At 63.0% G+C, this 17,590-nt stretch carries 14 protein-coding genes and 1 riboswitch; of the genes, 5 read left to right on the top strand and 9 right to left on the bottom strand.

What is annotated here, in order from left to right:
• Position 1 precedes the first annotated feature (1 nt).
• From ACI3KQ_RS11760 to ACI3KQ_RS11750, 3 genes are all read right to left on the bottom strand, one after another.
• Positions 2–2,854, bottom strand: a complete 2,853-nt coding sequence (locus ACI3KQ_RS11760) for a monovalent cation/H+ antiporter subunit A (protein WP_404957796.1) — start codon at positions 2,852–2,854, stop codon at positions 2–4.
• Between the two features lie 340 nt (positions 2,855–3,194).
• Positions 3,195–5,042 (bottom strand): phosphomethylpyrimidine synthase ThiC, encoded by a 1,848-nt coding sequence (gene thiC, locus ACI3KQ_RS11755; RefSeq protein ID WP_404957794.1) that lies wholly within the window; start codon positions 5,040–5,042, stop codon positions 3,195–3,197.
• Between the two features lie 14 nt (positions 5,043–5,056).
• On the bottom strand, positions 5,057–5,464 hold the full coding sequence (locus ACI3KQ_RS11750) for a DUF2065 family protein (protein ID WP_404957792.1): 408 nt from the start codon (positions 5,462–5,464) through the stop codon (positions 5,057–5,059).
• A 55-nt stretch (positions 5,465–5,519) separates the two neighbouring features.
• Positions 5,520–5,630: riboswitch (TPP riboswitch) on the bottom strand.
• A gap of 79 nt (positions 5,631–5,709) precedes the next feature.
• Here ACI3KQ_RS11750 and ACI3KQ_RS11745 point away from each other — a divergent pair.
• Complete coding sequence (locus ACI3KQ_RS11745) at positions 5,710–6,006, top strand: hypothetical protein (RefSeq protein ID WP_404957889.1); 297 nt, start codon at positions 5,710–5,712, stop codon at positions 6,004–6,006.
• 169 nt (positions 6,007–6,175) lie between these two features.
• Here ACI3KQ_RS11745 and ACI3KQ_RS11740 read toward each other — a convergent pair whose 3' ends face one another.
• Together ACI3KQ_RS11740 and ACI3KQ_RS11735 are read right to left on the bottom strand one after the other, a co-directional pair.
• Entirely contained in the window at positions 6,176–7,546 is a 1,371-nt protein-coding gene (locus ACI3KQ_RS11740; protein WP_404957790.1) for a cytochrome P450, read from the bottom strand.
• The gene (locus tag ACI3KQ_RS11735; protein WP_404957788.1) at positions 7,543–8,670 is read right to left on the bottom strand and encodes a hypothetical protein; all 1,128 of its coding nucleotides are present in this window, start codon (positions 8,668–8,670) and stop codon (positions 7,543–7,545) included. Before ACI3KQ_RS11735 ends, ACI3KQ_RS11740 begins: the two co-directional genes overlap by 4 nt.
• Before the next feature lie 22 nt (positions 8,671–8,692).
• On the opposite strand from ACI3KQ_RS11735, the gene ACI3KQ_RS11730 reads away from it, so the two are divergent.
• Both ACI3KQ_RS11730 and kdsA read left to right on the top strand, forming a co-directional pair.
• On the top strand, positions 8,693–8,986 hold the full coding sequence (locus tag ACI3KQ_RS11730; RefSeq protein WP_404957786.1) for a hypothetical protein: 294 nt from the start codon (positions 8,693–8,695) through the stop codon (positions 8,984–8,986).
• 5 nt (positions 8,987–8,991) lie between these two features.
• Positions 8,992–9,819 (top strand): 3-deoxy-8-phosphooctulonate synthase, encoded by an 828-nt coding sequence (kdsA, locus tag ACI3KQ_RS11725; protein ID WP_404957887.1) that lies wholly within the window; start codon positions 8,992–8,994, stop codon positions 9,817–9,819.
• A 73-nt stretch (positions 9,820–9,892) separates the two neighbouring features.
• Here kdsA and ACI3KQ_RS11720 read toward each other — a convergent pair whose 3' ends face one another.
• The 3 genes from ACI3KQ_RS11720 to ACI3KQ_RS11710 form a co-directional block, all read right to left on the bottom strand.
• Entirely contained in the window at positions 9,893–11,158 is a 1,266-nt protein-coding gene (locus ACI3KQ_RS11720) for a glutamate-5-semialdehyde dehydrogenase (protein ID WP_404957784.1), read from the bottom strand.
• A 79-nt stretch (positions 11,159–11,237) separates the two neighbouring features.
• Entirely contained in the window at positions 11,238–11,885 is a 648-nt protein-coding gene (locus tag ACI3KQ_RS11715; protein WP_404957782.1) for a class I SAM-dependent methyltransferase, read from the bottom strand.
• Positions 11,886–12,042: 157 nt separating this feature from the next.
• Positions 12,043–14,337, bottom strand: coding sequence for a CDC48 family AAA ATPase (locus tag ACI3KQ_RS11710; RefSeq protein ID WP_404957781.1), 2,295 nt, complete (start codon positions 14,335–14,337; stop codon positions 12,043–12,045).
• Positions 14,338–14,671: 334 nt separating this feature from the next.
• Here ACI3KQ_RS11710 and ACI3KQ_RS11705 point away from each other — a divergent pair, with 334 nt between their 5' ends.
• The gene (locus tag ACI3KQ_RS11705) at positions 14,672–15,553 is read left to right on the top strand and encodes a LysR substrate-binding domain-containing protein (RefSeq protein WP_404957779.1); all 882 of its coding nucleotides are present in this window, start codon (positions 14,672–14,674) and stop codon (positions 15,551–15,553) included.
• An 88-nt stretch (positions 15,554–15,641) separates the two neighbouring features.
• Positions 15,642–16,808 (top strand): diguanylate cyclase, encoded by a 1,167-nt coding sequence (locus tag ACI3KQ_RS11700; protein WP_404957777.1) that lies wholly within the window; start codon positions 15,642–15,644, stop codon positions 16,806–16,808.
• Between the two features lie 39 nt (positions 16,809–16,847).
• Here ACI3KQ_RS11700 and ACI3KQ_RS11695 read toward each other — a convergent pair whose 3' ends face one another.
• Positions 16,848–17,519 (bottom strand): glutathione S-transferase family protein, encoded by a 672-nt coding sequence (locus ACI3KQ_RS11695; protein WP_167302439.1) that lies wholly within the window; start codon positions 17,517–17,519, stop codon positions 16,848–16,850.
• Positions 17,520–17,590: the final 71 nt, after the last annotated feature.

Raw genomic sequence — 17,590 nt, 5'->3', positions numbered from 1 at the left:
CTCATGTGTCAGCCCCCCGCAGCGTTGCGGGATCGATGTCCATCGGGCCTTCGTCGTCGTCCGGTTCCTTTTGCACCCGCTGCGCGACGTGGCTGAGTTCGGCGAGGGCCAGCATCACCGCGCCGATCACCGTCATGGCGACACCGACATCGAACAGCATCGCGGTCGCCAGTTCGAACGTGCCGATCAGCGGCAGGGTGAAATAGCCAAAGGAACTGGTGAACAGCGGCGCGTCGAACAATAGCGAGCCAAGGCCGGTCAATGCGGCGATGATGACGCCAAGACCGATCAGCAGATGTTCATCGATCTGCCGCCGCTGGTCAGCCCATTCGAAGCCCGACGCCATATATTGCATCAGCATCGCGATCGACACGACCAGGCCGGCGATGAAGCCGCCACCGGGCATGTTGTGCCCACGCAGGAAGATATAGAGGCCGATCATCGTCGCCAGCGGCAGCAGCAGCCGCGCCGCCACGGCGAACATCATCGGGTGGCGTTCCGGGGATCGGGGCAGGTCGGCGATCCATTCGCGCAGCCGTCGCCCCGAAATGCCGCGCGTGGCCGGTTGCAGCAGCGCAAAGATGGTGAGGGCCGCAATGCCTAGTACCGTTATCTCGCCAAAAGTGTCGAAGGCGCGGAAGTCGACGAGGGTCACATTGACGACATTGGTCCCGCCGCCATGGGCATAGGAATTGGCCCAGTGATAGGCCGAAATCGGATCATTGGGCGCGCGGGTCATGACGGCCCATGCCGCAAGGCCCGTTGCCATGCCGCCCGCCAGCCCGATCATCCCGTCGCGCAGCCTGCGGCCATTGCTGGACACGCGGGCCGGTTTCTTGGGCAACAGGTTGAGCGCGAGCAGCAGCAGCAGGATCGTCACAATTTCGACGGAAATCTGGGTCAGCGCCAGATCGGGCGCGGACAGGTAGGCGAAGGCGAGCGAGACGATGAGGCCGATCACGCTGATGTAGATCAAGGTCAGGAAACGTTGCCGCTGCACCTTCACCACCGCGGCGACCGCTGCCAGCAGCAGTAGCCAGGCGATGATTGCAACCGGCGGCGCGGCTATGGTCGCACGGGTGCCGGGCGTATAGCCGCCCGTCCACGCCCCCACCGTGCCAAGCAGGATTGCGACGATGAACAGCAGGGATAGCTGCCGTTGCAGCGACCCATTGTGGATGGCCAGGGTGATCGCGTTGGCGCAGCGCACCAGCCGATCGACAGCCGTTTCGAACAGGTGCCGGGCATCAGGCAGGCGTGCCGCGTCCCAGCCCCGCTGGAGCCAGCGGTGCCGCCACAGCAAGGCCGCACCGATAGCAACGGCCAGGATGCTCATGCCCAGCGCCGGGGTCAGGCCATGCCAGAGCGCAGGCTTGAACGAAGGCGCGGTCCCGCCGGTAACCACAGCGGCCGCCGGAACGATCAGGCCGGATGTGAGGGTCTGGGGGAACAGGCCGACCAGGACGGTGAGCATGACCAGCACGGCGGAAGGCGCCCATAGTCCAGCGGGCGGATCATGCGGCTTGGCCGGGTAGGATGCGGGGCGCTGACCCAGATAGAGGTGGAAGATGTAGCGCAGCGAATAGGCGGCAGAGAGCGTCGCGCCGGTCACGGCCAGCAGCGGAATCAGCCAATATTGTCCGGCCCAGGCAATATGGGCCGTTTCTTCCAGCATCATTTCCTTCGACAGGAAACCGCCGAACGGGGGCAGTCCCGCCATGGACGCTGCGGCGATCACGCCCAGCAACGCCGTGACCGGCATCAGGCCCGCCAGGCCGCCCAGCAGGCGGATGTCGCGCGTTCCCGTTTCATGATCGACAATGCCGGCGTTCATGAACAGCGCCGCCTTGAACAGCGCATGGTTGAGCAGATGGAACAGGCCGACCATCGCCGCCGCAGGCGTGCCGAAGCCGAACAACATGGTCAGCAGGCCAAGATGGCTGACGGTCGAATAAGCGAGGATCGCCTTCAGATCATGGCGGAACAGCGCGACCGCAGCGCCCATCAGCATGGTGACCAGCCCCGTGGTCGATACCAGGTAGAACCACAGGTCCGTCCCCGCCAGCACTGGCCAGAAGCGGGCGAGCAGGAACACCCCCGCCTTCACCATGGTGGCCGAATGGAGATAGGCGCTGACCGGCGTGGGGGCCGCCATGGCGTGTGGCAGCCAGAAGTGGAAGGGGAACTGCGCCGACTTGGTGAAGCAGCCGAGCAGGAACAGGAGCAGCGCCGCCGGATAGAGCGGCGAAGAGCGGATCACGTCTCCGCTCGCCAATATGTCGGCCAGTTCGAACGATCCGGCTATCTGTCCCAGCAACAGCAGCCCCGCGATCAGCGCCAGGCCGCCGCCGCCCGTCACCGCCAGCGCCATGCGCGCGCCCCGACGGCCTTCCGCCTTGTCATTACGGAAACCGATCAGCAGGAAGGAGGACAGGCTGGTCAATTCCCAGAAGATCAGCAGCAACAGGATGTTGCCCGATAGCGCAATGCCCAGCATCGCCCCCTGGAACAGCTGCAGCAGGGCAAGGAAACGGCCCATATGTTCATTCGCGGGCAGGTAAAATCGGGCATAGATGACGATCAGCAGGCCGATGCCCAGAATGAGCGACGCGAACAGCCAGCCCAGGGCATCGACCCGCAGGCTGATATCCAGTCCCAGGACGGGCACCCAGTCGGCGCGAAACTGGGCGGCCTGCCCCGCCAGCACGCCGGGCGCGAGCAGTGCGAGCAGCGCCAGGCCTATCAGCGCGGGTGCGCAAGCAATCCCGGCCACCATGTTGCGATGCGCACCGCCCGCAATCGCCGTCAGCAGTGCGCCGATGAAGGGCAACAACATGAGCAGGACCAGATGCAAAAATTTCCCCCTGCGCGGCGCCTGAGAGCGGCATCGTGAGTGCGTTTGCCGATGAACGCGGAGCGACTGTGCCCGCTTTCCGCTATCGGGGGAGCAAGGTCAACCTGCCAACCGCCCATAAGCAAGCCATTTCCTGGTCCCGTCCGGGTAGAAACAGGCACAGTTTCGCCGAAGTCGGGATGTCCTTGCCGATGTACGGATGGAACAAGTGGTGGGGGTCGTGCGCGCTATTTTACGCAACGCACCTAGTCGCAGCGGCTACGTCTGCTGACGCGGCATCCGCTGGCGACGTTGGACGGGGCGGAAAGCGACCTTGATCGCCTTCGCCCCGTCCCTTCGGTCATTCCGCCGCGGGCAGGTAGATTTCGCCGCCCTTGTCTTTGAACGTCTCGCTCATTTCGGCCATGCCTTTTTCCGCATCTTCAGCCGCGATGAATGCATCGGCGGGTTGGTTCTGCTTCGCTGCGAAGTCGCGCACTTCCTGCGTGATCTTCATCGAGCAGAACTTTGGCCCGCACATGGAGCAGAAATGCGCGGTCTTCGCGCCTTCGGCGGGCAACGTCTGGTCGTGATATTTCTCCGCCGTGTCGGGGTCGAGCGACAGGTTAAACTGGTCGCGCCAGCGGAACTCGAAGCGGGCGCGGGAGAGGGCATCGTCGCGGACCTTGGCCGCCGGATGACCCTTCGCCAGGTCGGCGGCGTGGGCGGCTAGCTTGTAGGTCACCACGCCGACCTTCACGTCATCGCGGTCGGGCAGGCCCAGATGCTCCTTGGGCGTGACGTAGCAGAGCATCGCCGTGCCATACCAGCCGATCATCGCGGCGCCGATACCGCTGGTGATATGGTCGTACCCCGGCGCGATGTCGGTGGTAAGCGGCCCGAGCGTGTAGAAGGGCGCTTCGCCGCACGCCTCAAGCTGCTTTTCCATATTCTGCTTGATCTTGTGCATGGGCACATGGCCCGGCCCTTCGATCATCACCTGCACATCCTGCTCCCAGGCGCGCTTGGTGAGTTCGCCCAGCGTGTAGAGTTCGGCGAACTGCGCTTCGTCATTGGCGTCGGCGATAGAGCCGGGACGCAGGCCGTCGCCCAATGAATAGGCGATGTCGTACGCCTTCATGATCTCGGTAATCTCGTCGAAATGCTCGTAGAGGAAGCTTTCCTTGTGATGGGAGAGGCACCATTTCGCCATGATCGACCCGCCGCGCGAAACGATGCCGGTGACGCGCTTGGCCGTCATCGGGATGTAAGGCAGGCGCACGCCCGCATGGATGGTGAAATAGTCGACGCCCTGTTCGGCCTGTTCGATCAGCGTGTCGCGGAAGATGTCCCAGGTCAGTTCCTCGGCAATTCCGCCGACCTTTTCCAGCGCCTGATAGATGGGCACCGTGCCGATCGGGACCGGCGAGTTGCGCATGATCCATTCGCGGGTGTCATGGATGTTGCGGCCGGTCGACAGGTCCATCACAGTGTCCGCGCCCCAGCGGATCGACCAGACCAGCTTGTCGACTTCGCTCGCCACGTCGGAAGCGACCGCCGAATTGCCGATATTGGCGTTGATCTTCACCAGGAAATTGCGGCCTATCGCCATCGGCTCGGTTTCAGGGTGGTTGATGTTGTTGGGGATGATGGCGCGGCCACGGGCGACTTCGTCGCGCACGAATTCCGGCGTCACATAATCGGGGATTTCCGCGCCCCAATCCTGTCCGTCGCGCACATATTCGGCGAGGCGGGCACGGCCGAGATTCTCGCGCTCGGCGACATATTCCATCTCCGGCGTGATGATGCCGCGACGGGCATAGTGCATCTGGGAGACGTTCATGCCAGGCTTGGCGCGCAGGGGGCGCTTGACGACATGGGGGAAAGGCTGGACGCCGCCCGACCGGTCGGGGCCTTTGAGGCCGTTGTCTTCCGGCTGGATGGCGCGCGCGTCATATTCTTCGACATCGCCCCGGCCGATGATCCAGTCGCGGCGCAGCGTGGGCAGGCCCGCCATGATGTCGATGCGCGCGTTCGGATCGGTGTAGGGGCCGGAGGTGTCGTAGACGCGGACGGGCGGCTCGCCGCTGCCGGGTTCGAGGTCAATCTCGCGCATGGCGACCTTGAGCGGGCCGACATGGATTTTACGCGAGCCGCGAATAGGCCCGGTGGTGACGCGCATTTCGGTGCGGGCGGGGATGTCGGCCATGGTGGTGGTTCCTTTCAGGCGATGACGGTTGCGCGGCCGGTGAGGCCCGCGAGGAAGAGGAGGATGCCCAGGACGATGCTGAGGGCTGCCCAGGCGCGGGTGAAGTTTAGTGACCAGCGGCCGATCCTGATGAGCGGCGCGGGGATAGCGAGGAGCAGGGCGCCCTCTATCAGTGCAACATAGCCGATCAGGCTGACGATGACGGCCAGCGGACCGGTCCAGATGCTGTGGATGAGGACGAGAGCCGTGCCGACGACGAAGACGGGGAAGCCGAGCGCCATGACGAGGCCGGGCGAGCGTTCCAGATCGTCCATTATCGCGCGCCAGCGGGACGGTGCGATCAGGCCGCCGATACCGACGACGATCATGTACAGGCCGATGGCTTCGGACAGGCGCAGAGTGAGGATGGAGATGGTGTCCATGGCAGCTCCGTCCTCCTCTTCTTCTTCGCTGGGCGGAAGGAGGATGCGGACATGCCTGTGACAAGCCCTCCCTCCCTACGCCGGTCTCATCCGGATCAGGTTCAACGGGTCGCAGCCACATCAGCCGCCTCTCAACCGCTTGTGAGCGGTCCCCCGGGGATTGGGTGGCGATAGCCGAAATGTGCAGGCGACGCCAGCCCATTGCGCTGGACATAAGGGGCGCTTTGCCGCTTTTATGGCAGGCGATGAAGCATCATGATCTGTCCACCAAGGAAGGGCGCAAGGCGCACCGGCATGAAATGCGCATGGTGGCTGTGCGGCCCAGGCGTTGGGGGCTGTGGCTGCTGACCGCCGGGTATCTGCTGGTGCTGACGCCGTCGGCGCTGGACGTGCATAGCCTGTTCGGGCTGTGGCCGCCGATGTTGGGAGCGATTTGCGTGATGATCGGCGTGCCGTTGCTGGTGGCGAGCGTGGTGCTGAAGCGGCGCTATGTGCGGGAGCGTGCGGCGGGACAGGTGATGGTGGGGCGGATCAGGGGGTAGGTCATGGTCTGCGCTATAGTCTTATTCCCCTCCCGCAGGCGGGAGGGGTTAGGGGTGGGCGCGAGCGGAGCGAGCTGCTGGATTAGCCGTTGAAGACCGCGCGGACGTTGCGCTGGCCCACCCCCTAGCCCCCTCCCGCTTGCGGGAGGGGGAACATTGTATCGGCCATTCAGGGTGTCGCCTCGAACACCAACTTCATGCCCGTCCTGGGCCTGATCGTCAGGCGGCTGATCGGCTCCGGCTTGAACCCTTCCGGCACGGACAGGCGATAGCGGCGCAGGGCGCTGGCGATGACGGTCATCACCTCTTGCTGGGCAAAGCCTGCGCCGACGCAGACGCGGGGGCCTCGGCCGAAGGGGAACCATGCCTGCTTCACCATCTCGGCATTGGCGGGATCGTCGAAGCGATCGGGATCGAAGCTGTGCGGGCAGCCCCAATTATCCTTGTTGCGCTGGGTGAGCCAAGGCGCGACGACCAGCATCGCGCCTTCCTCCAATTGCTTGTCGCGCATCGGCATCGGGCAAGGCACTTCGCGCGGGAAGAAGGCGACGGGCGGATAGAGGCGCAAAGTTTCGCGGAAGATGTTGCGGACGTGGCCCATGTCCTTCAGCATCGCGGCGGTGAGCGGCGCGTCGCCCGCCAGCGCCAATATCTCCGCCCGTGCGGCACCCTGGATATGGGCGCATTCGGCCAGCATGTAGAGCGCCCAGGTCATGGTGCTGGCAGATGTTTCATGGCCCGCGAGGAAGACGGTCGAGACCTGGTCCATCACCTGCTGCAGGGTGAAGGGATCGCCGGTTTCGGGGTGCTTCGCTTCGATCAGCGATTGGAGAATGTCCTTGTGCGGCGCTTCACCACGCTGGTGAAAGCCATGATAGCGGGCTTCGACAATCGGGCGGAATACGTCGTGGATCGCCTTGGCGGGCTTGAGCGATCGCTTTTCGAACCAGCGCGCGGGGAAGCCGTAGAGACGCAGCATCGATGCGCTGTGGGCGTAACGCTGAAACTTGCCGAAGGCGTTGTGGATGATGTTGGAGCGATGCTCGTCCAAAGCTTCGGAAAAGAGCGTGCGGAAGATGATGTCGGCCGCCACATGGGTCATCATCGGGTCGATATCGACGGGCTTGGTGCGGTCGGCGGCATCGATGCGGGCGAGGAGATCGTCGGCGGCTGCGACCATCAGGGGCATGGAGCGATGGAGCGCGGTGTGGGCGAAGGCGGGATTGACCATCGCGCGCTGGCTTTCCCAATCCTCGCCATTGGCGGAAAAGACGCTGTTGCCGATGAGCGGCGACAGGTTGCGGACCAGTTCGCGGTGCTTGGGAAAGGCGGTACCGCCGCGCAGTATCCTGTCCACCAGCGGCAGTTCGTTGGCGATATACATGATCTGGCCGGGCATGCGGATTTCGCCCAGCTTCATCGTGTAGCTTTTTTCGAACAGCACATGGATCCAGCTGTGCCAACCGCGCAGGAAACGCTTCATCAAGCCGCGCTTGGTGCGTGGCGGTTGTGGATATGGAGGCGTGAAGGGTTCGGTCACGGGATGGCCCTGAATGCGGCGATGGCTTCGTCGATGGTGCGGCGACCTGCGGTCAGGCTGACATAATCAACCGGCGACAGGCGGTCCCCGACGCGCAGATAATCGAAATGCGCTTCATATTTGTTCGACCAGCCACTGTGATAATTTTCTGGGTCGTAAAAGACATGGAAGCGCGGCGAGAGCAGATCGACGCGGGCGGCGCAGCGATGCGATACGAGGCGAATGGGGTGCACGTCGTGATAGGCGGCACCATCGGGGGGTGCGGAGAAATCGACAAGGCGGAACTGCCCCTCATCCAGCGCCTTCAAGTCGGCATGATACCAGCGCGCGTCCTTGCGCAAGGCGATGACTGGCACGACCTGCCCCAGCGTCAGGACAGTGAAATTGTCGGGCAGCGGCTCACCCCCGCGCAGCCCCAGAATGCGGCGCAGCACGCTCATCGCGTAGATGGTGCCGTTGCTGTGAGAGGCGAAGATGACTTCGTCCCAAGGTCCATCCATCTCCTGCGCGATTCGGGCGGCGAACTGGTCGAGGCGAGCGTCCATTTCCTCGCCAGGACCGCGCGCGGCGACGCTGTGGTTGTAATACATGAAGCGCAGCAGCCAGGGGACGATTAGTTTGTTAAGCAATCGGCCCGAAAGCAGGGTGCTGATGCCGATGCCGATCAGCGCTGCCGCCCAGAAGGGCATAAGCAGTGACAACAGCGAAGCGGGGATCAGTGCCAGCGCGAGCGGGATCAGGATGGCGAGCAGCGGCGGGTAGAGGATGGTGATGACCGGGCCGGGCCGCAGCTTGCGCATACGTAGGAACTGCATGTGCCGGGCATGCGCGCTGTAGGTGGCGATCGATCGCCAGGCGAGGAGCAGCGGGTTGCGGATCCACACTTTGCCGACCAGATCCTCCCAGCGGAGAAATTCATAGTCGGTTTCGACGCCGGCGCTGTGGTTGGTGACGGTCCAGATGGCGGAGGATACCGGGCCTGATCGGCGCGCGCTTACCTCCACCTGTTCACCGGAAAGGCGGACATAACGCTCCGCCTGCTCACGATAGAGTTGGTGATAAAAACGCACCCCGCGCGGATCGAAACCGCCAAGGTAGAAGACTTTACGCTTGAACTTTTGCATGGCCCCTGTTCCACATCGGGCCATGACGACACCCGAACGCGATTACTGCTATTTCATAGATCACCGCAAATACAACCGAAACATCGGTTGTCGGCGCCATGACAATGCCTATGGCATCAATGGCGGCGGCAGCGAGCGGGACCGGTGGCGGGCGGATTTCGCCTTTTACCGGCATATGAAAGGGGAAGGCGATCCGATGGCGCTGCCGTCGTTGCTCGCTTGCCTGGCGTTTGGCTGGTTCTGCTGGAATTACCATCCGGGGAAGGGGCTGTGGCGGGGACAGCTCTTGCGCCGTTTTGCGAAAGCGCCGAAGTGAGCGGCATGACTAATCCCAAGCATGTTTCCGTTGGGCCGGTGACGATCGGCAATGATCTGCCCTTCGTCCTGATTTCCGGTCCCTGTCAGATTGAGAGTCGCGATCATGCGATGATGTTGGCGGAAAAGCTGGCGGGGGTGGCGGACAAGGCAGGCGTGCCGTTCATCTTCAAATCCTCCTTTGACAAGGCGAACCGGACTTCGGTGTCGGGTCAGCGTGGCGTGGGGATCGATGCGGGGCTGGCGATCCTGGCGGAGGTGAAGGCGCGCCTTGGCTGCCCGGTGCTGACCGACGTGCATGAGGCGGTGCAGGTGGAGGCAGCGGCGCAGGCGGTGGACATCCTCCAGATTCCCGCTTTCCTGTGTCGTCAGACCGACCTGCTGCTGGCGGCGGGGCGGACTGGGGCTGTGGTCAATGTGAAGAAGGGGCAGTTTCTGGCCCCATGGGACATGGCGGCGGTGGCGCAGAAGGTCGCTTCCACCGGCAATGAGCGCATCCTGCTGACTGAGCGGGGCGCGAGCTTTGGCTACAATACATTGGTCAGCGACATGCGGTCGCTGCCGGTGATGGGTGAGACCGGCTATCCGGTGGTGTTCGACGCGACCCATTCCGTGCAGCAGCCCGGCGGGTTGGGATCAGCTTCGGGTGGACAGCGGGAGTTTGCGCCCGTTCTGGCGCGCAGTGCGGTTGCGGCGGGCGTTGCGGCGGTGTTTGCCGAGGCGCATGAGGATCCTGACAATGCGCCTTCGGATGGGCCGGTCATGCTGCCGCTGGAGTGGATGGGGCCGCTGCTGGAGAAGCTGAAGGCTGTTGATGAGGCGGTGAAGGGGTAACCCAAAACAGCATCGTGCTCCTGCGCAGACGTGTGAGCTGGGCTCCTGCCTGCGCAGGAGCACGGCATCATTATTACGGCCGCGTCTGGCCTGTTCCGCGCACCAGCCATTTGTAGGTTGTCAGGCCTTCCAGCGCCACCGGGCCGCGCGCGTGGAGGCGGCCGGTTGAGATGCCGATCTCTGCGCCCAGCCCGAACTCGCCGCCGTCGGCGAACTGGGTTGAGGCATTCCACATCACGATGGCGCTATCGACCGCGTTCAGGAAGCGCTCTGCCTTGCCCGCGTCCTCGGTGATGATCGCGTCGGTATGGTGGCTGGCATGGGCAGCGATGTGGGCCAGCGCTTCGTCCAGCCCATCGACTAGTCGGACAGAGACAATGGCGTCGAGATATTCCGTATCCCAATCCTCGTCCGATGCAGCGGTGACGCGGGCGTCCATCGCCTGCACCGCCACGTCGCCGCGCACTTCACACTTGGCGTCGAGCAGCGCTGTGACGACGGCGGGGGCTGCGCCGAACGCCTTGTCGATCAGCACGGTCTCGGTCGCGCCGCAAATGCCGGTGCGGCGCATCTTGGCGTTGACGACCAGCTTCATGGCCATGTCGGGATCGGCCGCGCCATCGACATAGCTGTGGTTGATGCCGTCGAGGTGCGCGAGCACGGGTACGCGCGCTTCCTCCTGCACGCGCGCGACCAAGCTCTTGCCGCCGCGCGGCACGATCAGATCGATGAAATCCGACGCCTTGAGCAATGCGCCGACAGCGGCACGGTCGGTCGTGGGGACCAGTTGCACCGCGTCGGCGGGCAGGCCAGCGGCGGCGATCCCCTCCGCCATGGCGGCGTGGATGGCGCGGTTGCTCTCCTTCGCCTCGCTGCCACCACGCAGAATGACCGCGTTGCCCGCGCGCAGGCACAGCGCGGCGGCGTCGGCGGTCACATTGGGGCGGCTTTCATAGATGATGCCGATCACGCCCAAGGGCACGCGGACGCGCGAAAGCTCCATGCCGTTGGGCCGGACCTGCTTATCGATGACGCTGCCCAAGGGATTGTCCAGCGTCGCGACCTGATCGACCCCCGCCGCAGTCGCCGCCACCCGGCCTTCGTCTAGGCGCAGCCGGTCGAGCATCGCTGGCGACAGCCCATTGGCAGCGGCGTTTTCCACGTCGCGCGCGTTCGCGGCGAGGATTTGCGGCGCCTGATCCCGGAGGGCCTGCGCTGCGCGGCGCAGGGCGTCGATCTTTTGCGCGTCGGTTACCGTCGCGAGAATGGCTGCGGCGGCGCGTGCACGCGCGCCCATGCCGCTGATCAACATTTCGGGAGTCTGAGTAAGGTCGTTCATGATGGTTCGTGCCTTTCGCCCGCGCCTTTAGCATGAAAGCCAAACGAAACGGAACGGCAGAAAACACGGCTAGCGACGGTCAGGCCGCCTGTGCCAGCCCTTCCGTCACAAGCCCCCGGAAGGTGCGACATGGCGGAATGTTGCGCCATTCCACTTTTTCGACGACGTCATCGAACTGGGCGGAAAGAAGCCGCCGCACATAGGCGGAATATTGATAAACCAGAAACTCTCCGCCGGGCCGTAATGCCGCGCGCGTTTCAGCGCAGATCCCATCGCCGACTCCGTCAGGCAATGTGGAAAATGGGATGCCGGACAGGATATAATCCGCCTGCCGATGCCCGGCCTCCGCGATGAAACGGCGAACGTCGGCAGCTGATCCATGTACGACGCGAAGGCGCGGGTCGACGATGCGCGCCTCCAGCCAGGCGACGAAATCCAGGTTGAGATCGATCGCGATCAGCGTGGCATCCGGGTGCATCCGGTCCAATATCGTGCGGGTGAAGGTGCCAACCCCCGGACCATATTCCACGAACAGGCGCGTGCGGTGCCAATCAACGCCGGACAACATACTGTCGACCAGCGTGGATGAAGACGGAATGATCGATCCGATCATGCCCGGATGCTTCACAAACTGGCGGAAAAACATGCTCCACTGACTGAGGAAGGTCGTGGAACCATCCCGGCCACGTGCCGAAAACCTGTCTTTATTCACGGGAGTGGAGGCCATTTACCCTCGCCTGATTGCCTTCTTTTCACGGCCTTGCAAATCGCGGCATGGCTTGCAAGCCGCTTTACAAGGAACCCGGACAAAAGACCGGGTTTTCCGACTGGCTAAGCGAACGCGCAGACGGCGGATCGGTTCAATCCGCCACCGCGCGACCCGATCAAGCGTCCCGTTCACGCGACCGCACCATGCCGGGCGATACGAAACCAATCGGATCGACCCGCATCGCGCTCTGCTTCAGTTGGGACTGTATCTTTTCATATTCATGCTCCATCTCGGCAGTGACGGAAGCGCGGGTTTCATCCAGCGCGGCCAGGAAATGCGCCTGAGTGACCTTTTCCACCGTCATTGACTGGCGCAGTGCGAACAGGCCCGCCCGGCGTACCAGATCTTCCAGATCAGCGCCGGTGAAGCGCTCCGCGCGCGCTGCAAGCAGATCAAGATCGACATCGTCCGCCAGCGGCATCTTGGCAGTGTGAATCGCCAGGATGCGGCGACGTCCGCTTTCGTCAGGCACAGGCACATAGATCAGTTCGTCGAAACGACCCGGCCGCAGCAATGCCGGATCGACCAGCGTAGGCCGGTTGGTCGCGCCGATCACCACCACCGACTGTAGCTCTTCCAGCCCGTCCATTTCGGCGAGGATGGTGTTCACCACCCGCTCCGTCACCTGCGGTTCGCCAAGCCCGTTGCCCCGGGCGGGGACAAGGCTGTCGAGTTCATCGATGAAGATGACCGTAGGAGCGACCTGTCGGGCACGGCTGAACAGCCGGGCGATCTGTTGTTCGCTTTCTCCATACCATTTGGACAGAAGGTCGGACGATTTCGTGGCGATGAAGTTCGCCTGCGCTTCCCGCGCAACCGCCTTCGCCAACAATGTCTTGCCAGTGCCAGGCGGGCCGTAGAGCAGAAACCCCTTGGCCGGGCGGATACCGATCCGGCGAAAGGCGTCGGGGTCCTTCAGCGGCAGCTCCACCCCTTCCTTGAGGCGCATCTGCGCATCGTCCAGGCCGCCAATGTCAGCCCAGCCGATATTGGGCGCCTGCACCATCACCTCGCGCATGGCCGAAGGTTGGACGCGCTTGATCGCGGACATGAAGTCGTCGCGTGAAACGGACAATTCCTCCAGCACATCGGGGGGAATCGTTCCCTCCTCAAGATTGAGGCGCGGCATGAATCGGCGCACGGTCTCAATCGCTGCCTCGCGGGTCAGCGCCGCCAGATCAGCGCCAACGAAGCCGTAGGTCATCCGGGCCAGTTCACCCAGGTCCACGCCTTCGCCCAACGGCATGCCGCGTGTATGGATGCCCAATATCTCCCGCCGCCCGCGCTCATCGGGGACTCCGACGATAATTTCGCGGTCGAACCGTCCGGGTCGGCGTAGGGCTTCGTCGATTGCCTCTGGCCGGTTGGTGGCGGCGATGACGACCAGATTGGTGCGAGGCTCCAGCCCATCCATCAGGGTCAGCAACTGGGCGACAAGACGCTTTTCCGTCTCGCCCGTCACATTCCCGCGTTTGGGAGCGATGGAATCGATCTCGTCGATGAACAGGATCGACGGCGCTGATTTGGTGGCGGCCTCGAAAATTTCACGTAGCTGCTTTTCCGATTCACCATAGGCAGAGCCCATGATTTCCGGCCCGTTGATCAGGAAAAATTCAGCTTCCGATTCGTTGGCGACGGCGCGGGCGAGCCGCGTCTTGCCGGTTCCCGGCGGACCGTGCAGCAGCACCCCCTTGGGCGGGTCCACGCCCAGCCGTTCGAACAGTTCGGGATAGCGCAGCGGCAGCTCCACCATCTCGCGCAGCTGATCGATCGCATCCGCCATGCCGCCGACATCATCATAGGTAACGTCGGCGCGCCGCGATTCGCGCGGCTCTTCATATTCCGCGCGTAACTCTATCTCGGTATCGGCATCGATCTGGACAAAGCCCTTTGGCACGGTCGACACGACGACCAGCCGAATTTCCTGGAGCGCATAGGCCGGGGCCGCAAGCATCTGCCGCAGATGAGGGGGCATGTCGTTAGGCGGCACCTGCTGCTGCCCCGCCGTTGCAACCACGTCACCCGCGGCCAGGGGGCGCTGGAAAAAGACGCGCTTCAGCCCATCGGGGTTGCCCTGAAGCCGCAGATTATTTTGTGCAGGCGCGAAGACGACACGTTGCGCCGCCTTGGGCTCTATCTTGCGGATATGGACGAAATCGCCCGACCCTGCCCCGGCATTGGCGCGTTGCAACCCGTCTAGGCGAAGCACGTCCAGCCCCTCATCTTCCTTATAAGGACGCACGACGCGTGCGGGGGTGGAGCGCTTTCCGGCAATTTCGACCACGTCGCCTTCGACGAGTTGCAGTTCAGCCATCGCCGCCACGGGCAGGCGCGCGAGTCCGCGCCCCGCATCTTCCGGCCGTGCGTTGGCTACCTGAATCTTTCGTCCCGGACTTTCTTGATCGGCCATCGCCATCCCCATTCTTGTCGCCGCGTAACGAGATAGGTAACGTTGCACGCCATGAGAAGGCCCGAACCCGCAGGCGGCACGAACAAAAAAAGGGCCGACCCGAAGGCCAGCCCAAAAAGGTTAAGGAGAGGATGCCTGAAAGGCGCGGCCCCTCTGCCCGGCGAAAATCATCTTCGCAAGTGCGAAAAGGATGGAGGAGTTGCAACTTTTGCATCTTGCCAAACAGGCGATTTTACTGCTCATGGGGGAGCGGATAAGAAAGAAAGCTGGAACAGTTCGTTAGAGAGGAAGGGATGCCGCGTCGCAGCGCATCGCTGATATAGATTGACCTATTATGCGCAGATTGCCGCCCCTTACCGCCCTTGAGGCTTTTGTTCAGGTCGCTCGCCTCGGTTCGGTGAAGGCAGCGGCGGAAGAACTTGCGCTGTCCACGCCTGCGCTCAGCCGACGTGTCCAGGCTCTGGAGCGCTTCATCGGTCGCGCCCTTTTTGACCGGAAGCACCAGGCGCTGGAAATCAACTCCGACGGTCAACGGCTGTTGGACGACATCGCCCCCGCACTGGATGCGATGAGCCAGGCGCTGGAAAATATCCAGAGTGGCGGCAACCAGTTGCGCCTGCGGCTGGCGGTCATGCCCCTGTTCGCAACGCAGCGGCTGTTCCCGCATCTGGGAGCATTGCGGGAGAGGCATCCGCAGTTGCATATCGACATCGAAACCACGCCCCATGCCGTCGCGCGACTGGGCGAAGGCCTGGATGCGGCGATCGTGCTGGCCAAGGATATCGATCCCGCGCTGTATGCGCATGAACTGGATCATGACGAAGTCTATCTGATAGGCCGCAAGGCGCTGATGGAACCGGCGCAGGCGCTGGCATCGCCCGCCGACCTCGCCCAGCACACCATATTGCTCCACCGCGACATGGTGATGGCTTTCGAGGCCTGGAAGGAAGCGGTGGGCCTGCCCGATCTTCAACCGTTGGCCATCGACAATTATGATTCCGGCCAGTTGATGCTTGAGGCGGCGGCGCAGGGGCTGGGTGTTGCGGTCATGCACGCCAGCCATTTCAACGAAGCCGAAGATTCACGACTGGTGCGCCTGTTTCCTGAGCATCGGGTGGAAAGCCCCTACCGCTATTTCTTCGTATGTCGTCCCCGCGCGCTTCAAACGCGTGCCGTGCGCATTTTTCGGGACTGGCTGGTCGGGGCGGATATCTGACAGCGAAAGATTCCAGCCCTTCAAACAGCTTGTCTATTTTTGCCTACCCAGGACTTAACCCTGGCTGCGCCGTTCCGTTATAGGGTTCATGAACGCGGCATCATCATCGGCGGCAAGCCCGCAGCACGGCCTGACAGACAGGCTGACACGTTGGGCCAGAGGTCTTTCGGGCAAAAGCGAGATCCAAAGCGACGTTGAGGATTCAGACCCTCACCGATCCCGACTGGGCAGCATCGCGCATCGCGAAATTACCCGGAGGCGCAAACTTTACGAAGATATTGGCGATTTCCTGTTCGCGCATGATCTGGACCTGACGCCGCTCAACTTCGGCGTGGCGCACGACTATATCACCGGATCCCATATCGGGGTGGAAAAGGCCGTGAAGGCGGTTCTTACCGAACGCGGCAGAATCACCAACGGTTGGGTCGAAACCGTGGTAGCCGAACAGCGCACCGACGAAGTGACACCCGAAGCGCTGGCCACCATGCTGAGCAAGGTGGAAGAGAATCTGACCGAATTCACCGGGCTGATGGTCGAATCGCGCAATTCGGCGAAGGATTATGGTACGGCCCTGCAGGAAGAGGTGAAGGGCCTGGCGTCCGGCGGGAACAACGAACCAGTGCTTAGTCGGCTGGTGGCGCTGACCCGGTCCATGGTCGAAAAGACGCGTCAGGTCGAAAACCAGCTGCGTCAGAACCAGAAACAGAATCTGGCCCTGAAATCCAGCCTGGAGAGCGCCCGTCGCGCAGCCGAACATGACCACCTGACCGGCCTGCCCAATAGGCGCGCCTTTGAAGCGGCGCTGCAGCAGGAAGTGACGCTGGCCAAGGAACAGAATGAGCAGTTGTCGGTGGCCTTTTGCGACATCGATCATTTCAAGCAGATCAACGATATTCACGGTCACGATACGGGCGATCGCGTCCTGAAATTCGTCGCCGGGTTGCTCGCGAAAATCAGCAATGATCGTTGCCATGTGGCGCGGCACGGCGGCGAGGAATTCGTCATGCTGTTCCGGGGCAAGACGGCGGCGGAGGCCTGCGAGGCGGTCGATGGCGTGCGCGAGGACCTGGCCACCCGCAGCCTGGTCAATCGCAGCAATGGCGAACGCATGGAGCGGGTCAGCTTTTCAGCGGGGGTCGCCAACGTGTTCTTCTACGAGGATCCACGCAGCGCACTGAAGGCGGCGGACCGGGCGCTTTACCTGGCCAAGGAACATGGTCGCAACCGCGTATATCTGGCGCTGGAGGCCGAATAGGTCCGTCCGTCAAGGAGCCGCCAAGCCCCGGCGAACGCCTTAGAAGTCCGGCTTTTCATAATGAGCGGGCGGCGTGATCACCTCCATCCGTTCAGACAGCAGTGGACGGAAGGAAGGGCGCGATTTGAAGCCCGCATACCAGCGCTTCACCGTCTCATGCCCGGCCCAGTCGATGCCGCCCAGATAGTCCGCGACTGAAATATGCGCAGCGGCAGCGATATCGGCGAGGCTGAGCGTCCCTCCAGCCATCCAGCTGCGATGATCCAGCAGATAGTCCATATAATCCATATGGACATTGGCGCGCTTCATCGCTTCTCTCAGCACGCGGGCGTCAGGCGGCGCCCGTTCGATCAGCCGCTTCTTCATCCGTTCATGCAGCAGGGGGCCGACGACGTCGCCATAGAAATTCTGGTCGAAAAAGGCGGTCAGCCGCCGCACCTCGGCCCGCCCCGCGGCAGTGCCGGAGATCAGCGGGAATTTTTCCACCGTCTCCTCAAAATATTCGCAGATGGCCTGGCTGTCGATCAGGGTGATGCCCTTTTCCTGATCCACCATCACCGGCGTGGTGCCCGCAGGATTGAGGTCCAGAAATTCGTCCCGCATCAGCCAGGGCGATTCGCGCACCAGATCGTAGCCGACGCCCTTTTCACCGAGGAGCAGGCGCACTTTGCGCGAAAAGGGACATAGGGGAAATTGGAAGAGTTGCCACATATGCGCCCTGTTAAGCGGAGCCGGTCAGCGCGAAAAGCGGCAAATGGTGAGCGGCGTTCAAATTGATGAAA

Source organism: Sphingobium sp. ZW T5_29 (assembly GCF_044987515.1).
In the GTDB taxonomy this organism is placed as follows: Bacteria; Pseudomonadota; Alphaproteobacteria; order Sphingomonadales; family Sphingomonadaceae; genus Sphingobium.
The sequence above is the reverse complement of the archived record's forward strand: the minus strand, read 5'-3'. Positions and strand labels throughout refer to the sequence as shown.